This window comes from Mesorhizobium sp. WSM4983 (genome assembly GCF_029625765.1).
Lineage (GTDB): Bacteria > Pseudomonadota > Alphaproteobacteria > Rhizobiales > Rhizobiaceae > Mesorhizobium.
In genome coordinates, this window is the sequence record NZ_JARTVM010000008.1 from 27,957 (window position 1) to 46,364 (window position 18,408).

16 protein-coding genes are annotated in these 18,408 nt (G+C 64.9%); 5 read left to right on the forward strand and 11 right to left on the reverse strand.

The genetic code is table 11. From position 1 onward, the window contains the following. The first annotated feature begins 36 nt into the window (after positions 1–36). Together P9254_RS20545 and P9254_RS20550 are read left to right on the forward strand one after the other, a co-directional pair. On the forward strand, positions 37–1,446 hold the full coding sequence (locus P9254_RS20545) for a glycosyltransferase (protein WP_278057024.1): 1,410 nt from the start codon (positions 37–39) through the stop codon (positions 1,444–1,446). 285 nt (positions 1,447–1,731) lie between these two features. Beyond that, positions 1,732–2,766, forward strand: coding sequence for an aspartate-semialdehyde dehydrogenase (locus P9254_RS20550; RefSeq protein WP_067323616.1), 1,035 nt, complete (start codon positions 1,732–1,734; stop codon positions 2,764–2,766). Positions 2,767–3,012: 246 nt separating this feature from the next. Here P9254_RS20550 and P9254_RS20555 read toward each other — a convergent pair whose 3' ends face one another. Continuing rightward, positions 3,013–3,420: an ACT domain-containing protein gene (locus tag P9254_RS20555; RefSeq protein ID WP_095799597.1), complete on the reverse strand. Its 408-nt coding sequence runs from the start codon at positions 3,418–3,420 to the stop codon at positions 3,013–3,015. A gap of 141 nt (positions 3,421–3,561) precedes the next feature. Here P9254_RS20555 and P9254_RS20560 point away from each other — a divergent pair, with 141 nt between their 5' ends. Both P9254_RS20560 and P9254_RS20565 read left to right on the forward strand, forming a co-directional pair. Next, the gene (locus tag P9254_RS20560; RefSeq protein ID WP_095799598.1) at positions 3,562–3,972 is read left to right on the forward strand and encodes a DoxX family protein; all 411 of its coding nucleotides are present in this window, start codon (positions 3,562–3,564) and stop codon (positions 3,970–3,972) included. Positions 3,973–4,207: 235 nt separating this feature from the next. Beyond that, positions 4,208–4,471 (forward strand): YMGG-like glycine zipper-containing protein, encoded by a 264-nt coding sequence (locus tag P9254_RS20565; RefSeq protein WP_066991674.1) that lies wholly within the window; start codon positions 4,208–4,210, stop codon positions 4,469–4,471. A 77-nt stretch (positions 4,472–4,548) separates the two neighbouring features. On the opposite strand, the gene rpsP is transcribed toward P9254_RS20565, so the two are convergent. From rpsP to P9254_RS20590, 5 genes are all read right to left on the reverse strand, one after another. Next, positions 4,549–4,950: a 30S ribosomal protein S16 gene (gene rpsP, locus P9254_RS20570; protein ID WP_066991677.1), complete on the reverse strand. Its 402-nt coding sequence runs from the start codon at positions 4,948–4,950 to the stop codon at positions 4,549–4,551. 106 nt (positions 4,951–5,056) lie between these two features. Beyond that, positions 5,057–5,383: a chorismate mutase gene (locus tag P9254_RS20575; RefSeq protein WP_066991680.1), complete on the reverse strand. Its 327-nt coding sequence runs from the start codon at positions 5,381–5,383 to the stop codon at positions 5,057–5,059. A 6-nt stretch (positions 5,384–5,389) separates the two neighbouring features. Continuing rightward, positions 5,390–6,979, reverse strand: a complete 1,590-nt coding sequence (ffh, locus tag P9254_RS20580) for a signal recognition particle protein (RefSeq protein WP_278057026.1) — start codon at positions 6,977–6,979, stop codon at positions 5,390–5,392. A gap of 385 nt (positions 6,980–7,364) precedes the next feature. Then, positions 7,365–8,306: a glycosyltransferase gene (locus tag P9254_RS20585; protein ID WP_278057027.1), complete on the reverse strand. Its 942-nt coding sequence runs from the start codon at positions 8,304–8,306 to the stop codon at positions 7,365–7,367. Between the two features lie 67 nt (positions 8,307–8,373). Continuing rightward, positions 8,374–9,315 (reverse strand): CPBP family intramembrane glutamic endopeptidase, encoded by a 942-nt coding sequence (locus P9254_RS20590; RefSeq protein ID WP_278057028.1) that lies wholly within the window; start codon positions 9,313–9,315, stop codon positions 8,374–8,376. A gap of 258 nt (positions 9,316–9,573) precedes the next feature. On the opposite strand from P9254_RS20590, the gene P9254_RS20595 reads away from it, so the two are divergent. Continuing rightward, the gene (locus tag P9254_RS20595; protein ID WP_067324628.1) at positions 9,574–10,638 is read left to right on the forward strand and encodes a TraB/GumN family protein; all 1,065 of its coding nucleotides are present in this window, start codon (positions 9,574–9,576) and stop codon (positions 10,636–10,638) included. Positions 10,639–11,237: 599 nt separating this feature from the next. Here the strand turns inward: P9254_RS20595 and lpdA are convergent. The 5 genes from lpdA to P9254_RS20620 are packed head-to-tail and all read right to left on the reverse strand — an operon-like array spanning position 11,238 to position 18,299. Continuing rightward, positions 11,238–12,644 (reverse strand): dihydrolipoyl dehydrogenase, encoded by a 1,407-nt coding sequence (gene lpdA / locus P9254_RS20600; RefSeq protein WP_095799604.1) that lies wholly within the window; start codon positions 12,642–12,644, stop codon positions 11,238–11,240. A 24-nt stretch (positions 12,645–12,668) separates the two neighbouring features. After that, positions 12,669–13,424, reverse strand: a complete 756-nt coding sequence (locus P9254_RS20605; RefSeq protein ID WP_067323632.1) for an SDR family oxidoreductase — start codon at positions 13,422–13,424, stop codon at positions 12,669–12,671. After that, a complete protein-coding gene (locus P9254_RS20610; protein WP_067323634.1) occupies positions 13,421–13,933 on the reverse strand; it encodes a hypothetical protein in 513 nt (170 codons plus the stop codon). Before P9254_RS20610 ends, P9254_RS20605 begins: the two co-directional genes overlap by 4 nt. A 34-nt stretch (positions 13,934–13,967) precedes the next feature. Then, positions 13,968–15,260: a 2-oxoglutarate dehydrogenase complex dihydrolipoyllysine-residue succinyltransferase gene (gene odhB, locus P9254_RS20615; RefSeq protein ID WP_067323636.1), complete on the reverse strand. Its 1,293-nt coding sequence runs from the start codon at positions 15,258–15,260 to the stop codon at positions 13,968–13,970. Between the two features lie 51 nt (positions 15,261–15,311). Next, the gene (locus tag P9254_RS20620) at positions 15,312–18,299 is read right to left on the reverse strand and encodes a 2-oxoglutarate dehydrogenase E1 component (RefSeq protein ID WP_278057029.1); all 2,988 of its coding nucleotides are present in this window, start codon (positions 18,297–18,299) and stop codon (positions 15,312–15,314) included. Positions 18,300–18,408 lie beyond the last annotated feature (109 nt).

Consider the following 18,408-nt stretch of genomic DNA (forward strand, 5'->3'; position numbering starts at 1 on the left):
ATAGAAGCCGCAAGTCGCCTCACAGACCGCGAAGCAATGGCCCGGAAGGACTCGATACTGCTGCCAGAAGCGGCCGACGCTCCCGGCGGCCAAAGACGGAAAATCTGCATCGACGCGACCGGCCTACTCGCCTGGCGCGGCGCGCTGGCCGGCATCCAGCGGCTGGAAGACTTCATGGTCGGGGCAGCGCTCGCCGATCCCGACCCGGATGTCGAAGTGGTGACGCTCGATTTCTCCAGCCATCGTTTCCGGCCGCTCGAAAAATTCGAGATGGATCAGTTGGGCGTCAGCGAGATCGCGCCGTTCCGGCAGCGGCCACGACTGCAAGCCGCTGCCGCGCTGCGACAGGGGTTCCAATCGGCGCGGCGCCATCCAATGGCCAAGAGTGAAGCCGATCGCCAGCTTGCGGGAATGGTGACGAACGGCCGTTCCGGCTTCACCTTCACGGTGTCGAAGCTGTTGCTGCGGGCCTATCGCTTCTCTAGGCGAGCCGGTCTCCGGGCGGGTTTGCTTCGGGGCGATGCGGCGCAGCCGACGAAAGATGTCGGGCCTCGAACCGTACTGATCAGCAATCAGCTGCTGGTCGGCGAAAAGTTAGCGGCGGTTTGCGCCGGCCCCGACAACATAGCCTTTCTTTGCCACGACATGATCCCGACCATGCGGCCCGACCTTGTCGCAAAGAACAGATGGCAGGCCGCCTTCGGGCCCAATCTCGAACGGCTGGTGCGGTCCGGCGCGGCGGCCTTCTGCACCTCCGACACCGCGGCGACGATGCTAGGCGATCACATGCGCAAGGCCGGAATAGATCCGCCGGTCGTCCATCGCTTCCCGATGCCGTCCCTGCTGCATGATAAGGCCGCGCGGCTGAGGATGACGTCCCGGCTCGAGGCCGGCGAGCCCTTCGTCCTCTATTGCTCGACCATAGAGATCCGGAAGAACCACATCATGCTCGCCCGCATCTGGCAGCAGGCGCTCGACGAAGGCGTTCGGTTGCCGAAGCTCGTCTGCGTCGGCCGCTGGGGCTGGATGGTCGAGGAGCTCAGCGCCTATCTCAAGGCTCATCCGGGGCTGAAAGAAAAGATCGTCTTCGCGGGTCCTGTCAGCGACGAGGAGCTTATCGGCTATTATCGAAGTACCACCTTCGGCGTTTTCCCCTCGCATATCGAGGGCTGGGGCTATGCCGCTTCGGAGTGTCTGGATTTCGGGGTCCCGGTCATCGTCTCGACCACGCCGTCGCTGATCGAAGCGACCGGCGGCCTGATGCCCGCGGTCGATTCGACCGATCAGATCGGCTGGTATGGCGCAATCCGACGGATGACAGACGACGGTGCCTGGCGCGATTTGCTGGCCGGCCGTATCGCCGAAGAGCACAGGCCGACATCGCCTGCCGAAAGCTGGGCGGCGATAAAGGCCGGGCTCAAGGCGGCAGCAGCCTGCGCCAATTGACTCTTTACGCAAAGCGCGTAAAAGCCGGCAGCGAACGGGATCGTCTTCAATGCGCGGCCATTTGGCTCTTCTGGCATTCGATGCCCCCAGCCACGATGCACAGTATCGGGCCGGGCGTTTCGACGCGTCCGTCCGTTCTCGCAAAACTACGGCCAAAACCACCACCAAAACGGTGTGATTCCCTTGGCCTAACCACCCTCTCCCGGGTTCGGCCCGGGGGACAGAACCCGCATGAGGCCGGCGGGTTTTCTCCAACAACCAAGCGGAGAGGGACAGGAGATTTCGATGAGTTTCAAGGTTGCGGTAGTCGGCGCCACGGGCAATGTGGGCCGCGAAATGCTCAACATTCTGGACGAGCGCGGCTTCCCGGCGAGCGAAGTGGTGGCGTTGGCCTCGCGCCGCAGCCAGGGCACCGAAGTGTCCTTCGGCGACCGCACGCTGAAGGTCAAGGCGCTCGACACCTACGATTTTTCCGACACCGACATCTGCGTCATGTCGGCCGGCGGCAATGTCTCCAAGGAGTGGTCGCCCAAGATCGGCAAGCAGGGCTGCGTCGTCATCGATAATTCGTCGGCCTTCCGTTACGACCCTGACGTGCCGCTGATCGTGCCGGAAGTGAATCCGGACGCGGTCGAACTCTTCTCGCGCAAGAACATCATCGCCAATCCGAACTGCTCGACGGCGCAGCTCGTCGTGGCGCTGAAGCCGCTGCACGATGTCGCCACCATCAAGCGCGTCGTCGTCGCTACCTACCAGTCGGTCTCCGGCGCCGGCAAGGAAGGCATGGACGAGCTGTTCACGCAGACCCGCGCGGTCTTCGTCGCCGACCAGGTCGACGTCAAGAAGTTCACCAAGCGCATCGCCTTCAACGTCATCCCGCATATCGACGTCTTCCTCGACGACGGCTTCACCAAGGAGGAGTGGAAGATGGTCGCCGAGACCAAGAAGATGCTCGATCCCAAGATCAAGCTGACGGCGACCTGCGTGCGCGTGCCGGTGTTCATCGGCCACTCGGAAGCCGTCAACATCGAGTTCGAGAAGCCGATCACCGCCGACGAGGCGCGCGAGATCCTGCGCGAGGCTCCCGGCTGCCAGGTCTTGGACAAGCGCGAGAACGGCGGCTACATCACGCCGCTCGAGTCGGCCGGCGAGGACGCCACCTTCATCTCGCGCATCCGCGAGGATTCGACCGTCGATAACGGCCTGTCGATGTGGGTCGTCTCCGACAATCTGCGCAAGGGCGCGGCGCTCAACGCCGTCCAGATCGCCGAGCTGTTGGTCGAGCGGGGCCTGATCCAGCCGAAGAAGAAGGCGGCTTAATTTCGCTCACGGGCGGCACCGCCGCTGCGCGGCTGGCCCTCCGCGAGGGCGCCGGACGACCGGCGGCCCGCGGTCGCGGGCTCGGCCTTCGGCCGTTGGGCTCTCGCTCACGGGCCGCGCGTCGCGGGCGGCCTTCCGCCGATAGCTCTCTTTTCCCCGTTCACGGGAAAGGTCGCGGCAGGAGGATGAGGGTGGCGCCGCAATGGGTGTGACGAGCGATGCCCGCTGCTTCCATGTGCTGAGGCGCTAGCCACTGTTCTCCGCAGCCAGCTGCCGCAGGATGCCGAGCGCCTCTTCCGCCCGCTCCGCCGGGACAAACAGATGGTCATGATAAAAGGCCGAGACCGGATTGACGCCCATGCCGGCAGCGGCGAGCCGCGTCGTGATCGCGGCCAGAAAGCCGACGGCGTCGAGCGACGAATGGATGTCGAGCGTGATCATCCGGCAGGGGAACGTGCCGGCGAGGCCGGCTAGCTTCGCTTGGTCCTCCGACACGATCAGCGTCAGACCTTCCCGCTCGCGAAACTGCATGACCGGATCAAGACCGTGCGGCACGGCCACACCCGGCGCCAGCGTCGCGAAAACATGGACATCGGGGAGCAGTTTCGGCGTCATCGACGCCAGTAGTCTTTGGAGATTGGTCTCGCCGGTCATTCTCTCTCCTTCGGTCATGCATTCTCACTCAATCATGCGTTCGAAAAAAGCGCACCGGCCCTTGTCGGATCGCCGCCCTGCCCGCCGTCCTTGGCTCGAAACTGGCAAAACAGCCAGGCCCCAACCAAGGAGGGAACACCAATGAGCATTTCAGAAACCGCTCCCGTCTCGAACGGCGCCTTGTGGACCGGGCGCGCGCTTAGCGCCATTGTCATCCTTTTCATGATCTTCGACGGCGTCATCAAGCTGCCGCCGCTGCAGATCGTCACCGAGACGATGGCGCAGCTCGGCTGGCCGGATGACCCAAACACCGCGCGGCTGCTCGGCATCGTCGGCCTGATCTCGACTGTGCTTTATGCGCTGCCGCGCACGTCCGTGCTCGGCGCCATCCTGCTCACCGCCTATATGGGCGGCGCGATTTCCACGCATGTGCGCATCGGCAACCCGCTGCTTTCGCACACGCTTTTCGGCGTCTATCTTGCTGTTGTCCTGTGGGGCGGGCTCTATCTGCGCGACCCCAGAGTGCGCGCGCTGATCCCGTTCAGCCGCTGAGGCGGTTCGTTCTGGTGATTCCACCGGCTGCGGCGACCGCAAGGCTTCGAAGCCGGGTTGCCAAGCTGCGTTACCGAACGCTAATTCGTGAGCACTCTCAATGCTGTCGAGGCCGGTTGGCGCAACCCGCGCCTGCCTTCGAAACAGCAATATTCGTTCCCTTCGGGATCAAATTAGCCGTTTGCGAGTTAAAGCTTGGCGGCGAGGACGGCGATCCCGTGAGAGAGGAACTGAAATGAAGAAAGCGATTACCATTCTGGTGCTGACGGTGGCGCTGGGCGCCTGTTCGCAGACGGAAAAAGGAGCGGCGATCGGCGGCTTGGGCGGTGCTGCGGTCGGAGCGGCCGTCGCCAATGACCCGGTCGAGGGCGCAGTGGTCGGTGGCGCTGTCGGCGCCGTGGCAGGCGCGTTGATCGGCCGTGCCAGCGAAAGCGGCAAGTGCCGTTATCGGGACCGCTACGGGCGCGTTTATATTGCTCGTTGCCCGTCGGGATATTGAGGTATCAACAGGCCTGACCAAAAGAACGGCGGGGTTGGCCCGCCGTTCTTTTGACCTGTTTTGACCGGGGGCCGAGACTACTCGGCGGTCGCGGCTTCCGCCTCGGCGGGTGCTGCGGACGCGGCCGCAACGGCAGCGGCGGCGTCTTCCTGGGCCTTCTTCAGCAGGGCTGCGCGCTCCTGCGCCTTCTTGCCCGGCAGGGCCTTGTTCGGGTTCGAGCGGGCCGGACGCTTGGCGATGCCGGCCTCGTCGAGGAAGCGCAGCACGCGGTCGGTCGGCTGGGCGCCGTGCGAGAGCCAGTGCTTGACGCGGTCGGCGTCGACCTTCACGCGTTCGCCGTCCTTCGGCAGCAGCGGGTTCCACGAGCCGAGCGCCTCGATGAAACGGCCGTCGCGCGGCGAACGGGCGTCGGCGACGACGACGTGGTAATAGGGACGCTTCTTCGAGCCCGCACGGGCCAGTCTGATCTTCAGTGCCATTCTTTATCTCCTAACAAGCTCTGAGTTCGTTGATTGGGTTGCGGCTTTGGCGTTGTGCAAGTCGTAATCCCAAGACCGCTGCGCAGTTGGGCGACATGCACCAGCTTCAGCCGGTTTTCGTCACGCCGTTGTTAGCGGCGATCTGTTCGTGATGCCGGATAACTTCGCGGATGACGAAGTTCAGAAATTTCTCCGCGAAATCCGGATCGAGATGCGCATCCTTCGCCAGTTGGCGCAGGCGGGCGATCTGCTGCTGCTCGCGCGCCGGGTCGGCCGGCGGCAGGCCATGCTCGGCCTTCAGCACGCCGACCGCCTTGGTGCAGCGGAAGCGCTCAGCCAGCATATGAATGAGGGCGGCGTCGATGTTGTCGATCGAAGCGCGGTAGCCCGCCAGAACGGCGCGTGCCTCGGCCATGTCCTTCTCCTCGTTCATCGCCCCTCACTTCTTCTTGCCAAGGCCAGGCAGCCCGCCGCCGCCGAGACCGGGAAGGCCCGGCAGTTTCATGCCGCCGGGCAGGCCCGGCAACCCGCCGCCGGGAAGTCCGCCGGGCAGCCCGCCCGGCAGGCCTTTGCCGAGACCGGCAGCCTGGGCCTGCTTCTGCAAGGCCTCCAGCTGCTTCGGGTCCATCTTGGAAAGGTCGGGCATGCCGCCGCCGGGCATCATGCCGCCAAGGCCCATCTTCGAGGCAAGGCCGCCCATCATGCCGCGCATCATGCCGCCGCCTTTGCCCTTGCCGCCCATCGCCTTCATCATGTCGGCCATGCCGCGATGCATCTTCAAGAGCTTGTTGATCTCGGCCGCGTCGGTGCCGGAGCCGGCGGCGATGCGCTTCTTGCGCGAGTGCTTCAAGATATCGGGGTTGGCGCGCTCGGCCTTGGTCATCGAGGAGATGATGGCGAGCTGCCGGCGGAACATCTTGTCGTCGAAGCCGGCCGCGGCGAGCTGGTCCTTCATCTTGCCCATGCCGGGCATCATGCCCATGATGCCGCCCATGCCGCCCATTTTCGACATCTGCTGAAGCTGCGCGGCAAGGTCGTTCAGGTCGAACTTGCCTGACTGCATCTTCTTGGCCATCGCCGCCGCCTGCTCGGCGTCGATGGTCTCGGCGGCCTTCTCGACCAGCGAGACGATGTCGCCCATGCCGAGGATGCGGTCGGCGATGCGCTTGGGGTGGAATTCCTCCAGCCCGTCCATCTTTTCGCCGGTGCCGATCAGCTTGATCGGCTTGCCGGTGACGGCGCGCATCGAAAGCGCGGCGCCGCCACGGCCGTCGCCGTCCATGCGGGTCAGCACCAGGCCGGTGATGCCGACGCGCTCGTCGAAGCTTTTCGCTAGGTTGACGGCGTCCTGGCCGGTCAGCGAGTCGGCGACCAGCAGGATTTCGTGCGGCGACGACACCTTCTTGATGTCGGCCATCTCGACCATCAGCGGCTCGTCGATATGGGTGCGGCCGGCCGTGTCGAGGATGACGACGTCGTGGCCGCCGAGCTTTGCCGCCTGCACGGCGCGCTTGGCGATATCGACCGGGCTTTGGCCGGCGATGATCGGCAGCGTGGCGACCTTGGTCTGCTCGCCGAGCTGGAGCAGCTGCTCCTGCGCGGCCGGACGCCGCGTGTCGAGCGAGGCCATCAGGATTTTCTTGTTCTGACGCTCGGTCAGCCGCTTGGCAATTTTGGCCGAGGTCGTCGTCTTGCCGGAACCCTGCAGGCCGACCATCATGACGACGACGGGCGCGGGCGCGTTGAGGTCGATAGCGACGCCCTCGGCACCGAGCATATCGACCAGCTCGTCATGGACGATCTTGACGACCATCTGTCCGGGCTTGATCGACTTCAGCACCGCGGCGCCGACCGCCTTCTCGCGCACCTTGTCGGTGAAAGAGCGAACCACCTCGAGCGCCACATCGGCCTCAAGCAGTGCCCGGCGCACCTCGCGCAACGCCGCAGAGACGTCCGCCTCCGACAGCGCACCGCGGCCGGTCAGGCCGTTCAGGATGGAGCCAAGGCGCTCTTGCAGGGACTCAAACATTGATCAGACCGCCGTGCGAGAGCGCCTTGGATTCATGCCGATCGCTGTCGGGCCTGCGGCCCTCCACGCCTCTTGTGCGCTCCTGCAGTGATTCAAACATCTTGCTTCCTTCGATCTCGGTTCATTCGACCCGAGAGGTAGTGCGTTCGCGCCGGGTCGCCAAGCAAAAGCGCAAAGCCAAAAAGCACCCGGGGGCGCATCGCGCTGCCGGGTGTTGGCCTCCAGGATCGGTTTACAGCTCTCGCCTCAAAGAGGCTTCGGCGTCCTGGTCGGCTTTCGCGGAGAGGGTCTCGTCGCGGAATTCGTGCGCGTCTAGACAGGAAATCGGCGGCGGAGTCAAGGCTGGGGTCGTTTTGAAGAGCAAGACACCGCGCCCAAAGGGGGTTCAGGGCAGCTTTTCGCCGTCCAGGATGCGCGTATAGAGATCGAGATAGCCGTTTGCCGTCTTGGCGATGGGAAATCGCGCGGCGGCGGATGCACGGCACTGCTCAGGGGACAAGCCGGCGATGTCGGCCAAGGCCTTGGCGAACTCGGCATCGGTGTCGAAGAGGCGACCGGTGGCGCCGTCGACGATTTCGGGCAGCGCGCCGCGCCGTGTCGTCAACACCGGCGTGCCGCAGAGCATCGCTTCGACCGGCGCCATGCCGAACGGCTCTTCCCAGGCGATCGGGTTGAGAAAAGCTCTGGCTTCTCCCAGCAGGCGCAGCTTCTCGTCGCCGTCGACGACGCCGTGGTAGCGGAAGCGGCGGCCGAGGCTCTTGAAGAAGACACCCTGGCGTCGAACCTTGGTGCGCTGCAGGAGCTGCCAGCGCGAGCCGCCGGCGATATCGAGCTGGAAATCGAAGGCACGGGCGAGATCGACAGCCCGGTTGAGGTTCTTGCCGGCGCGGGCGATGCCGGCCAGAAACAGGAGCCTGCCCGTCTTGCGGGCGGACAGCCGATAGGCGTCGACCGGAAAGCCGTTGTGGACGAAGGTTGCCCGCCCATGGTTGCGCGCATGGCTGGCGCTGACGAAGTTCCAGTTTGGCCTGTTTTGCGTGAATTTCGGGTCGAAGCCGTGCATCGTATAGAGCGCCGGTCGCGAAATCTCGATGTACCAGCCATTGAAATGCACGATGTCGGTGTCGGCCGGGATCGCAGCGCGGCATTCAGCGGCCGAAGAGGCCTGCCGCACTTCGCACAGCGGATGGCTCGAGCCGCGAGCGGCGATCAGGACCACCTTGTGGCCGAGACGCGAAAGCTCTGTTGCCAGCCAGTCGACCTGCCGCTCAGTGCCGCCATAGCCTTTGCAGGGAATGGTGCGTTCCGCCACCAGCGTGATGCGCATCAGGCGAGCCCATCGGTTTTCTGGTTGACCACGGTTTGATCAAGAAACCGGTTTCCGCTTTTTTGGATCATGGCTCGTCCGGCCCGACCTTCAGGGGGGAGCGGCGATGCAGAAGCAGGAGCATCGTCAGCAGCGTGCTTACGATGCCGATCGCGGCGATGAGAACGGCGTCCCAATTGGTCCAGCCGGGGCCTTCCAGCGGCTTGGCGTTGAACAGGGCGAAGGAATTGTAGCTCTGCTGGTGCGAGATCAGCAGGAAGCCGATCAGATTGTTGCCGAGATGGGCGCCGAATGCAGCGCCGAGATTGCCGGTCACATAGACCAGCAGCGTCAGCAGCAGCGCGAAGGCGGCGATCGAGACCAGCACGCTGGCATTGATGGCAAGCGTCGAGGCCGGGCTCCAATGCAACGCGGTGAACAGAAGCCCCGGCAGCGCGGCCCAGATCAGCGGGCTGCCAAAGCGGCTGGCGAGGCCACGCAGCAGATAGCCACGGAACAGAGCCTCCTCCGATGAGGTCTGCAGAAAGGCGAGCGGCACGATCGCGAAAAGCAAGAGCAGCCAGGACGAGAACGCGATCGATCCGCGGACGATCTCCGGCTGTAGCCAATAGAGCAGCACCTCTGAGAACAAGGAGGTTGTCAGAACCGCGACCAGGCCTTTGAGAAACCCGCCGCGCGAGATGCGGCGGTCTGGGCCGATCAGCGCCGAGAGCGGCTCGCCATGAACGAAGCGCATCGCGGCCCAAAGACCGATCCAGATGCCGGCAAAGGACGCCAGCGCGGTGAGGATGCCGGCGGGAGAGGCAAGGAAATCCTGGATCGGCTGTCCGGTCGCCGGGCCCGGGAGGCGCAAGACGATGAAGGCGGCGGTGCCGGCGACGAGCACGACCAGCGTCACGGCGAGCCAGAAGAGAACGACGATCGCCGTTCCGAGCAGGAGCCGGAGGAGGGTGGTTTTCTCGTTCGGCGAGCGCCGGTAGCGCTCGAAGGCGGCGTTGTCGATGATCACACGGGGTCCCCTGCCGGGCGCTTTACGGTCGCATGATCTAGGGGATCGGCGTTTTCGGCGCAATCGCTCCCGTCAGACCCAGCAACCAGTTGGGCCGCTCGACCGCGGGGATCATCGAAACTGGCGGCAGATCAGCCACGGCCTTCCATCGGCGCAGGGCCACCCATCTAACGCTGCCGCCGGGAATCCGAGCCGGTCGACAACAATTTCGGCTCTCGATTAACCGTTTTGCCGCTTTTTGCGCTTAAGAAGCTTGCCATGAAACGCGTTATCGCCATCGCCGACCGCGCGGCCCTCGTCTCGTTGAAGCTGCTCGCAGCGCTCAACCTGCTGTTTTTCCTTTCGTTCCTGCTCGTGCTGCTGCTGGCCGGCCGCGCGCATGCCGAAGCGCCCGCCTGCGGCGGCAGCGACCTGCTGGCGGGTCTTGCAAAGAGCGATCCCGCCGCCTTCAAGAAGGTCGAGACCGAAGCCGCCGCCGTTCCAAACGGCCGGGGGCTGTTGTGGAAACTCGAGAAACCGGGCGAGGAGCCGTCCTATCTCTTCGGCACCATGCACATGACGGACGCGCGCGTCACCACGCTGCCTGCCGCGGCCCAAAAAGCCTATGAAGGCGCCGACACCATCATCATCGAAACCACCGACGCCCTCGACAAGGCCAAGATGATGGCCGCCATGGCCGCCGAGCCTGGCCTGATGATGTTCACGGACAACACGACGCTGTCCTCGCTGCTGTCGCCCGAGGATGCGGCAGTACTGAACAAGGGGCTCGATGCACGCGGCATTCCGCCTCTGACGGTGGCCAAGATGAAGCCGTGGATCCTGTCGGCCATGGTGGCGCTGCCGGCCTGCGAGGTGGCGCGCCAGAGCGCCGGCGCGCCGGTGCTGGACGTCAAGCTGGCCGCCGACGCCAAAGCGTCCGGCAAGGACGTCGAGGGGTTGGAAACCGCCGTCGACCAGTTGCGCGCCATGGCTTCGCTGCCGCTCGCCTACCACATGAAGGGGTTGGTCGAGACGCTGAAGCTCGGCGACAAGGTGAACGACGTCAACGAAACCATGATCGTGCTCTACCAACGCGGCGAGGTCGGCATGTTCTGGCCGCTGTTTCGCACCGTGCTGCCCGACACGGCGGACGACCAGGCCGGCTATGCCGCCTTTGAGCAGACCATGATCACCAGCCGCAACAAGGTCATGGTCGCGCATGCCATGCCGATTCTGGCCAGGGGCAATGCCTTCATGGCGGTCGGCGCGCTGCATTTGCCCGGCCCTGACGGACTGGTCGAAGATTTCCGCAAAGCGGGGTATAGTGTTACCGCCGTCAACTGAGTCGTCTGGCGGCTGGGGAGCGGAAAATGCCGGTTTTTCAGCGCTTTCCGTCCGCCTGCGTGAAACCCATTAGGGGATCCGCGCGTTGATGGCTGCTATTTGATGCCTTTCATTCCAAGGAGGACACGTTTCATGGCGAACCCTAACGACCCCTACACCCCGTCGAGCACGCCGCCCTCGAGGGGCGGTGGTGGCGGCAGCGGGTGGCTGATCGCCCTAGTTGTCATTATCCTGGCCATTGTTGCGTATTATGTTTTTGGCAGAACCGGCGGCGAGCAGGCCCCGGCGACTTCCGAGCCGCCGGCCGCGACGACGCCGGCCCCGGCGCCTACAACGCCTGAACCAGCGCCCGCAACGCCTGCTCCAGCTCCTACGCCAGCCCCGGCACCCGCGCCCACTCCGACGCCTCCCCCGGCTCCGGCACCTGCGCCGTCTCCGTGATCAGGCTATAGCTCCACGACGAACGGCCCGCCGAAGGCGGGCCGTTTTGTTTGGTAGCAACTACACCCTTCGTCATCCTCGGGTCTGCGCGCGTCGCTTCGCTCCTTGCTTCGTCCTAGGATGACGATGGGCTTTCGGCGCCGGCGCGTGACGAGCACCTAAATATGGATCGGCTTGAAGAACGTGGCCAATGCCGCTTCCTTGACTGCCTCCGACATGGTCGGGTGGGCATGGCAGGTGCGGGCGAGGTCTTCCGAGGAGCCGCCGAACTCCATCAGCACCGCCGCCTCGTGGATCATCTCGCCGGCGCCGAAGCCGACGATATGAACGCCGAGCACGCGGTCGCTCGCCTTGTCGGCGAGGATCTTCACGAAGCCGTCGGTGTGCAGCATGGCCCGCGCGCGGCCATTGGCGCTGAAAGGGAACTTGCCGACCTTGTAGTCGATGCCGGCCTTTTTCAGCTCCTCTTCGGTCTTGCCGACCGAGGCGATTTCGGGACTGGTGTAGACGACGCTCGGGATAACGTCGTAGTTCACATGACCGGCCTGGCCGGCGATCGTCTCGGCTACCGCCACGCCCTCGTCCTCGGCCTTGTGCGCCAGCATCGGCCCGGCAATGACGTCGCCGATGGCATAGATGCCGGGCACGTTGGTCCTCAGATGCCCGTCGGACTTGACCCGGCCGCGCTCGTCCATCTCGACGCCGGCTTCTTTCAATCCAAGGCTGTCGGCATAGGGGCGGCGTCCGGTCGCGACCAGCACGACATCGGCCTCGATCGTTTCCGCCGCGCCGCCCTTGACCGGCTCGAACGTCACGCTGGCGCCCTTCTTGGATTTGGCGACGCCGGTGACCTTGGCGCCGAGCTTGAACTCGAAGCCCTGCTTGGACAGCAGCCGCTGGAATTGCTTCGAGACCTCGCCATCCATGCCGCCGAGGATGGTGTCGAGGAACTCGACAACCGTGACCTTGGCGCCGAGCCTGGCCCAGACCGAGCCGAGCTCGAGCCCGATGACGCCGCCGCCGACCACCACAAGACTGCCCGGCACCTTGGCCAGCGACAGCGCGCCGGTCGAGGACACGATCACCTTCTCGTCGAAGTCGACCTTGACACCCGGAATGCCGGCGACGTCGGAACCGGTGGCGATGACGATGTTCTTGGTCTCGATCTCCTCGACCTTGCCGCCCTCGCCGGTGACCGACACCTTGCCGGCGCCGATCACCTTGCCGGTGCCGCGGAACGAGTCGATCTTGTTCTTCTTGAAGAGAAAAGCGACGCCGTTGACGTTGGAGGCCACGGTCGCATCCTTGTGCGCCAGCATCTTCTTCAGATTGAGTTTTGGCGCGCCGACCTCGATGCCGAGCATATCGAAGGCATGACCGGCTTCGGCGAACATCTCGGAGGCGTGGAGCAGGGCTTTCGACGGGATGCAGCCGATATTGAGGCAGGTGCCGCCGAAGGTGGCGTTCTTCTCGACCACCGCTGTCTTCAGGCCGAGCTGTGCCGCCTTGATGGCGCAGACATAGCCGCCCGGTCCCGATCCGATGATTACGACGTCATAAGCCATGATGGTGTCCTTCTGGTCTGGCCTTCAGCGGCCGCCGCTCACATTCAGGATCGCGCCCGTTATATAGGAGGCCGCGTCCGACAAAAGGTAGAGAACCGCGCTCGCGACCTCGTCGGCCGTGCCCGCGCGCTTCAGCGGCAGCAGATCCTGCATCCGCGCCACGCGCTCGGGCTGGCCGCCGGAGGCATGGATGTCGGTTTCGGTGATGCCTGGACTGACGGCATTGACGCGGATGCCTTCCAGCGCCACCTCGCGCGCCAGACCAACGGTCAGCGTGTCGATCGCGCCCTTGGAAGCGGCGTAGTCGACATATTCGCCGGGCGAGCCCAGTCGTGCCGCCGCCGAGGACAGATTGACGATGGCGCCGCCCTTGCCGCAGTGACGGGTCGACATGCGCTTGACGGCCTCGCGGGCGCAGAGGAAGGAGCCGACGACGTTGATGCGCATCATGCGCTCGATCCGCTCGGCGCTCATCTCATCGACACGCGCCTTGACGTCGACGATGCCGGCATTGTTGACGAAGGCGTCGAGCCGGCCGAAGGCCCGGTCCACCGCCTCGAACATCGCCACCACATCGGCCTCGTTGCCGACATCGCCCCTGACCGCGAAGGCCTCGCCGCCCGCGGCTTCGAGCTCGGCGACGAGCGCCTCGGCGGCGGCCCGGTTGGAGACATAGTTGATCGCCACCCCATAGCCTGCCCGACTGGCCTGCCGGCATATGGCAGCGCCGATGCCGCGGCTGCCGCCGGTGACCAGCAGCGTCTTCTTGTCGGCATTCATTCCTGGCAGCCTTTCAGGGCAAAGACGTCCCACGGTACTTTTGAGAAGCCCGCCGGACCATAAGCGGCGGACATTTCGAGCGACGGTCCGAGATCGGGAAAGATCAGGCTCTTCGGCGCATCCGCGCCCTCGGCCGGCAGCAGACCCACGACGCCCTTCTCATCGGCGCTATAGATCACGCCTTCCCAGACCGTGCAGGCGGCGAGCTCCTCGCCGGTGACGTCGCCGGTCGGGCATTTGTACATCAGCGAGCCGTGCGGCCGCCCGGCGGAGCCCTCGGTCCACATGGCGATGCCATCGAGCACGGTATTGTTGTCGAGTATCATGCGGAATGTGTTGGCGATCGTCGCCGAGGTACCCGTCGGGCTGAAATCGATCTCGGCGCCGCTTTTCGCCTCGCCATAGGCGGCAAGCTGGATCGGGCAAGCGGCCTGGGCATCGGCTGCTACGAGAGCCGCACCGGCGGCAAGCGCGACCGGCCTCGCGGTGCTGAGCCAACGGGCCTTCACTCGCCGCCCCGCCCGCGAGCCTTCATGCTCCACCTCAGAGATCGAGCACCAGCCGCTCGGGATCCTCCAGGCTTTCCTTGACGCGGACGAGGAAGGTCACCGCTTCCTTGCCGTCGACGATGCGGTGGTCGTAGCTGAGCGCCAGATACATCATCGGGCGGATGACGATCTGGCCGCCGACCACCACCGGCCGCTCCTGGATCTTGTGCATGCCGAGGATACCGGACTGCGGCGCATTGAGGATCGGCGTCGACATCAGCGATCCGTAGACGCCGCCGTTGGAGATCGTAAAGGTGCCGCCCTGCATGTCGGCAACCGAAAGCTTGCCGTCGCGCGCGGCGAGGCCCAGCCGGCCGATCTCCTTCTCGATCTCGGCGATGGACATCTGGTCGGCATCGCGCACGACCGGGACCACCAGGCCCTTGTCGGTGCCGACGGCGACGCCGACATGCGCAAAGTTCTTGTAGATGATGTCGGCGCCGTCGATCTCGGCATTGACCGCCGGGATCTCCTTCAGCGCATGGGTGACGGCCTTGGTGAAGAAGCCCATGAAGCCGAGCTTCACGCCATGCTTCTTCTCGAACACGTCCTTATACTTGGCCCTCAGCGCCATCACCGCGCTCATATCCACCTCGTTGAAGGTGGTGAGCATGGCGGCGGTCGACTGCGCCTCCTTGAGCCGGCGCGCGATCGTCTGGCGCAGCTTGGTCATGCGCACGCGCTCCTCGCGCGAAGCATCGTCGGCCGTCGACGGCGCGCGGGCCGCGACCGGTGCGGGAGCAGGAGCAGGAGCCGCTTTCGGCGTCTCGGCCGGCTGCGAGGGCGCGCCCTTGGCGATGGCATCGAGGACGTCGCCCTTCAGCACCTGGCCGCGCTTGCCGGAGCCCGTCAGTTGCTCGACCGAGAGATTGTGCTCGGCGATCAGTTTGGCCGCGGCCGGCGCCGGCGGCATGGTGCGCGGCTCGACCGGCCCGGCGTCGCCGGCCATCTTGGCGGTTTCGGCGGCGGCCTGCTTGGTCGTGGATGCGGCGTCCGGACTGGAGGCCTGCGCCACCGCCTGCGGCTTGGTGGCGGGAGCGGCGGCTGCACCGCCGGCCGAAATCGAGCCGAGCAGCGCCCCGACATTGACCGTCTCGCCTTCCTTGACGGTGATCTCGGAGAGCGTCCCGGCGCCCGCGGCGGGCACCTCCACCGTCACCTTGTCGGTTTCGAGCTCGACCAGCGGTTCGTCGGCGGCGATCGCGTCGCCGACCTTCTTGAACCACTTGCCGACGGTCGCCTCGGTGACGGATTCGCCGAGAGTGGGGACGCGGATTTCGGTAGCCATTGTGCCTGTCCGTTCTCTTGTCTTCTTGAGGTCTGTTTGGTCCGGGTCTGCTTATTCGCCCAGCGCGTCGTCGAGCAGGGCGGAAAGCTGGCTGAGATGCTTCGACATCAGCCCGGTGGCCGGCGAGGCCGAGGCCGGCCGGCCGGTATAGCGCACCCGCTGATGCTTGGCGTCGATATGCGCCAGCACCCATTCGAGATAAGGATCGATGAACGACCAGGCGCCCATATTCTTGGGCTCCTCCTGGCACCACACCATCTCGGCGTTGCGGAAACGCGACAGCTCGGTGATCAGCGCCTTGGCCGGGAACGGGTAGAGCTGCTCGACGCGCAGCAGGTAGATGTCGGTGATGCCGCGCTTCTCGCGCTCCTCATAGAGGTCGTAATAGACCTTGCCGGAGCAGAGCACGACGCGGCGGATCTTGGAATCCTTCACCAGCTTGATCGGCTGGTCGGCCAAGAGCTGCGCATCGTCCCACAACAGGCGGTGGAACGAGCTTTCGCCCGCCATCTCCGACAGCGTCGACACCGCCCGCTTGTGGCGCAGCAGCGACTTCGGCGTCATCAGGATCAGCGGCTTGCGGAAGTCGCGCTTCAGTTGCCGGCGCAGGATGTGGAAATAGTTAGCCGGCGTCGTGACGTTCGCCACCTGCATGTTGTCCTCGGCGCAGAGCTGCAGGAAGCGTTCGAGGCGGGCCGAGGAATGCTCCGGCCCCTGGCCTTCATAGCCGTGCGGCAGGAGGCAGACGAGGCCCGACATTCTCAGCCACTTGCGCTCGCCGGACGAGATGAACTGGTCGAACACCACCTGGGCGCCGTTGGCGAAATCGCCGAACTGCGCTTCCCAAAGCGTCAGCGCCTTGGGCTCGGCAAGGCTGTAGCCATATTCGAAGCCGAGCACCGCCTCTTCCGAGAGCATCGAGTTGATGACTTCGTAGCCGGCCTGGGCCGCAGATAGATTGTTGAGTGGAATGTAGCGCGTCTCGTCACGCTGGTCGTAGAGCACGGAATGGCGCTGCGAGAAGGTGCCGCGCTCCGAATCCTGGCCGGAGAGCCGGATCGGATTGCCGTCGAGCAGGATGGCGCCGAAGGCCAGCGCCTCGGCGGTCGACCAGTCGATGCCGTCGCCGGATTCGATCGCCTGGCGGCGGTTCTCGAGGAAGCGCAGGATCGTCTTGTGCGCCTCGAAATCCTTCGGCACCTCGGTCAGCTTCTTGCCGATTTCCTTCAGCGTACGGACCGGCACCGCAGTCTTGCCGCGCCGCTGTTCGTCCTGGTTGTCGGCGGTGCGCAGGCCGGACCAGGCGCCGTCCAGCCAGTCGGCCTTGTTCGGCTTGTAGGACTGGCCGACTTCCCACTCCTGTTCCAGATGCGCGCGCCAGTCGGCCCGCATCTTGTCGACCTCGGCCTGGGTGATGTGACCCTCGGCGATCAGCCGATCGGCATAGACCTGCACAACCGTCTTATGGCTGCGGATGTTGCGGTACATGATTGGCTGCGTGAAGGACGGCTCGTCGCCTTCATTGTGGCCGAAGCGGCGGTAACAGAACATGTCCACCACCACCGGTTTGTGGAACTTCATGCGGAATTCCGTCGCCACCTTCGCGGCATGCACCACCGCTTCCGGATCGTCGCCGTTGACGTGGAAGATCGGCGCTTCGATCATCTTCGCCACATCCGACGGATAGGGCGAGGAACGCGAGAAGCGCGGATTGGTGGTGAAGCCGATCTGGTTGTTGATGATGAAATGCAGCGTGCCGGCGACGCGGTGGCCGCGCAGGCCGGAGAGCCCGAACATCTCCGCGATCACGCCCTGGCCGGCAAACGCCGCGTCGCCATGCAGCAGCAGCGGCATCACCTTGGCGCGCTCGGCAAGCGGCACGATCTCGCCGCGCTCGCGGCCGGCGAGCTGGTCCTGCTTGGCGCGCGCCTTGCCCATCACGACCGGGTCGACGATTTCCAGATGCGAGGGATTGGCGGTCAGCGACAGGTGCACCTTGTTGCCGTCGAACTCGCGGTCCGACGAGGCGCCGAGATGGTACTTCACGTCGCCCGAGCCCTCGACGTCGTCGGGAGCGGCCGAGCCGCCCTTGAACTCGTGGAAGATGGCGCGGTGCGGCTTGGCCATGACCTGCGAAAGCACGTTGAGACGGCCGCGATGGGCCATGCCGAGCACGGCCTCCTTCAGGCCGAGCTGGCCGCCGCGCTTGATGATCTGCTCCAGCGCCGGGATCAGCGATTCGCCGCCGTCGAGGCCGAAGCGCTTGGTGCCTTTGTACTTGACGTCGATAAATTGCTCGAAGCCTTCGGCCTCGACCAGCTTCGACAGGATCGCCTTCTTGCCGGTGGCGGTGAAGGTGATCTCCTTGTCGGCGCCCTCGATGCGCGCCTGGATCCAGGCCTTCTCCTCGGGGTCGGAGATGTGCATGAACTCGACGCCGAGCGTCGAGCAATAGGTGCGGGTGAGGATATCCAGCATCTGCCGGATGGTGCCGAACTCGAGCCCCAGCACATTGTCGAGGAAGATCGGCCGGTCGTAGTCGGCTTCGGTGAAGCCGTAATTCTCCGGCGACAGCTCGTTATAGTCCTCGAGCGGCTTGGCGATGCCCAGCGGGTCGAGATTGGCGTGCAGGTGGCCGCGCATGCGAAAGGCGCGGATCATCATGATGGCGCGCACCGAATCGCGCGTCGCCTGGTGAACGTCGGCATCGGAAAGGGCCGCGCCGTTGACGACCGCCTTTTCCTTCACCTTCTTTTCGATGTGCTTTTCGACCAGGCCCCAATTGCCGTCGAGCGCCGAAACCAGCTCGCCATTGGCCTGCATCGGCCAGGAAGGCTTCGCCCAGGAAGCGCCCTTGGCGTTCTTGCGCACGTCGCCCGCATCGTCCTTCAACGCGGCGAAGAAGTCCTGCCATTCCGGATCGACGGAGCCGGGGTTGTCCTCATAGGCGGCATAGAGCGCGTCGATATAGTCGGCATTGCCGCCATAAAGGAACGAGGTGAGCGAGAATTGGTCGTTGGCCTGATCTTGTCTTGCCATTTTCGTCTGCGGAGCCTGGCTCCGTCTCCTTTTATGGAAGGGAGTAGGGGAGTAAGGCAGTAGGGGAGTAGGGCATTTTTGCCGCTGATCTTTCCCTGCTGCCTATTCG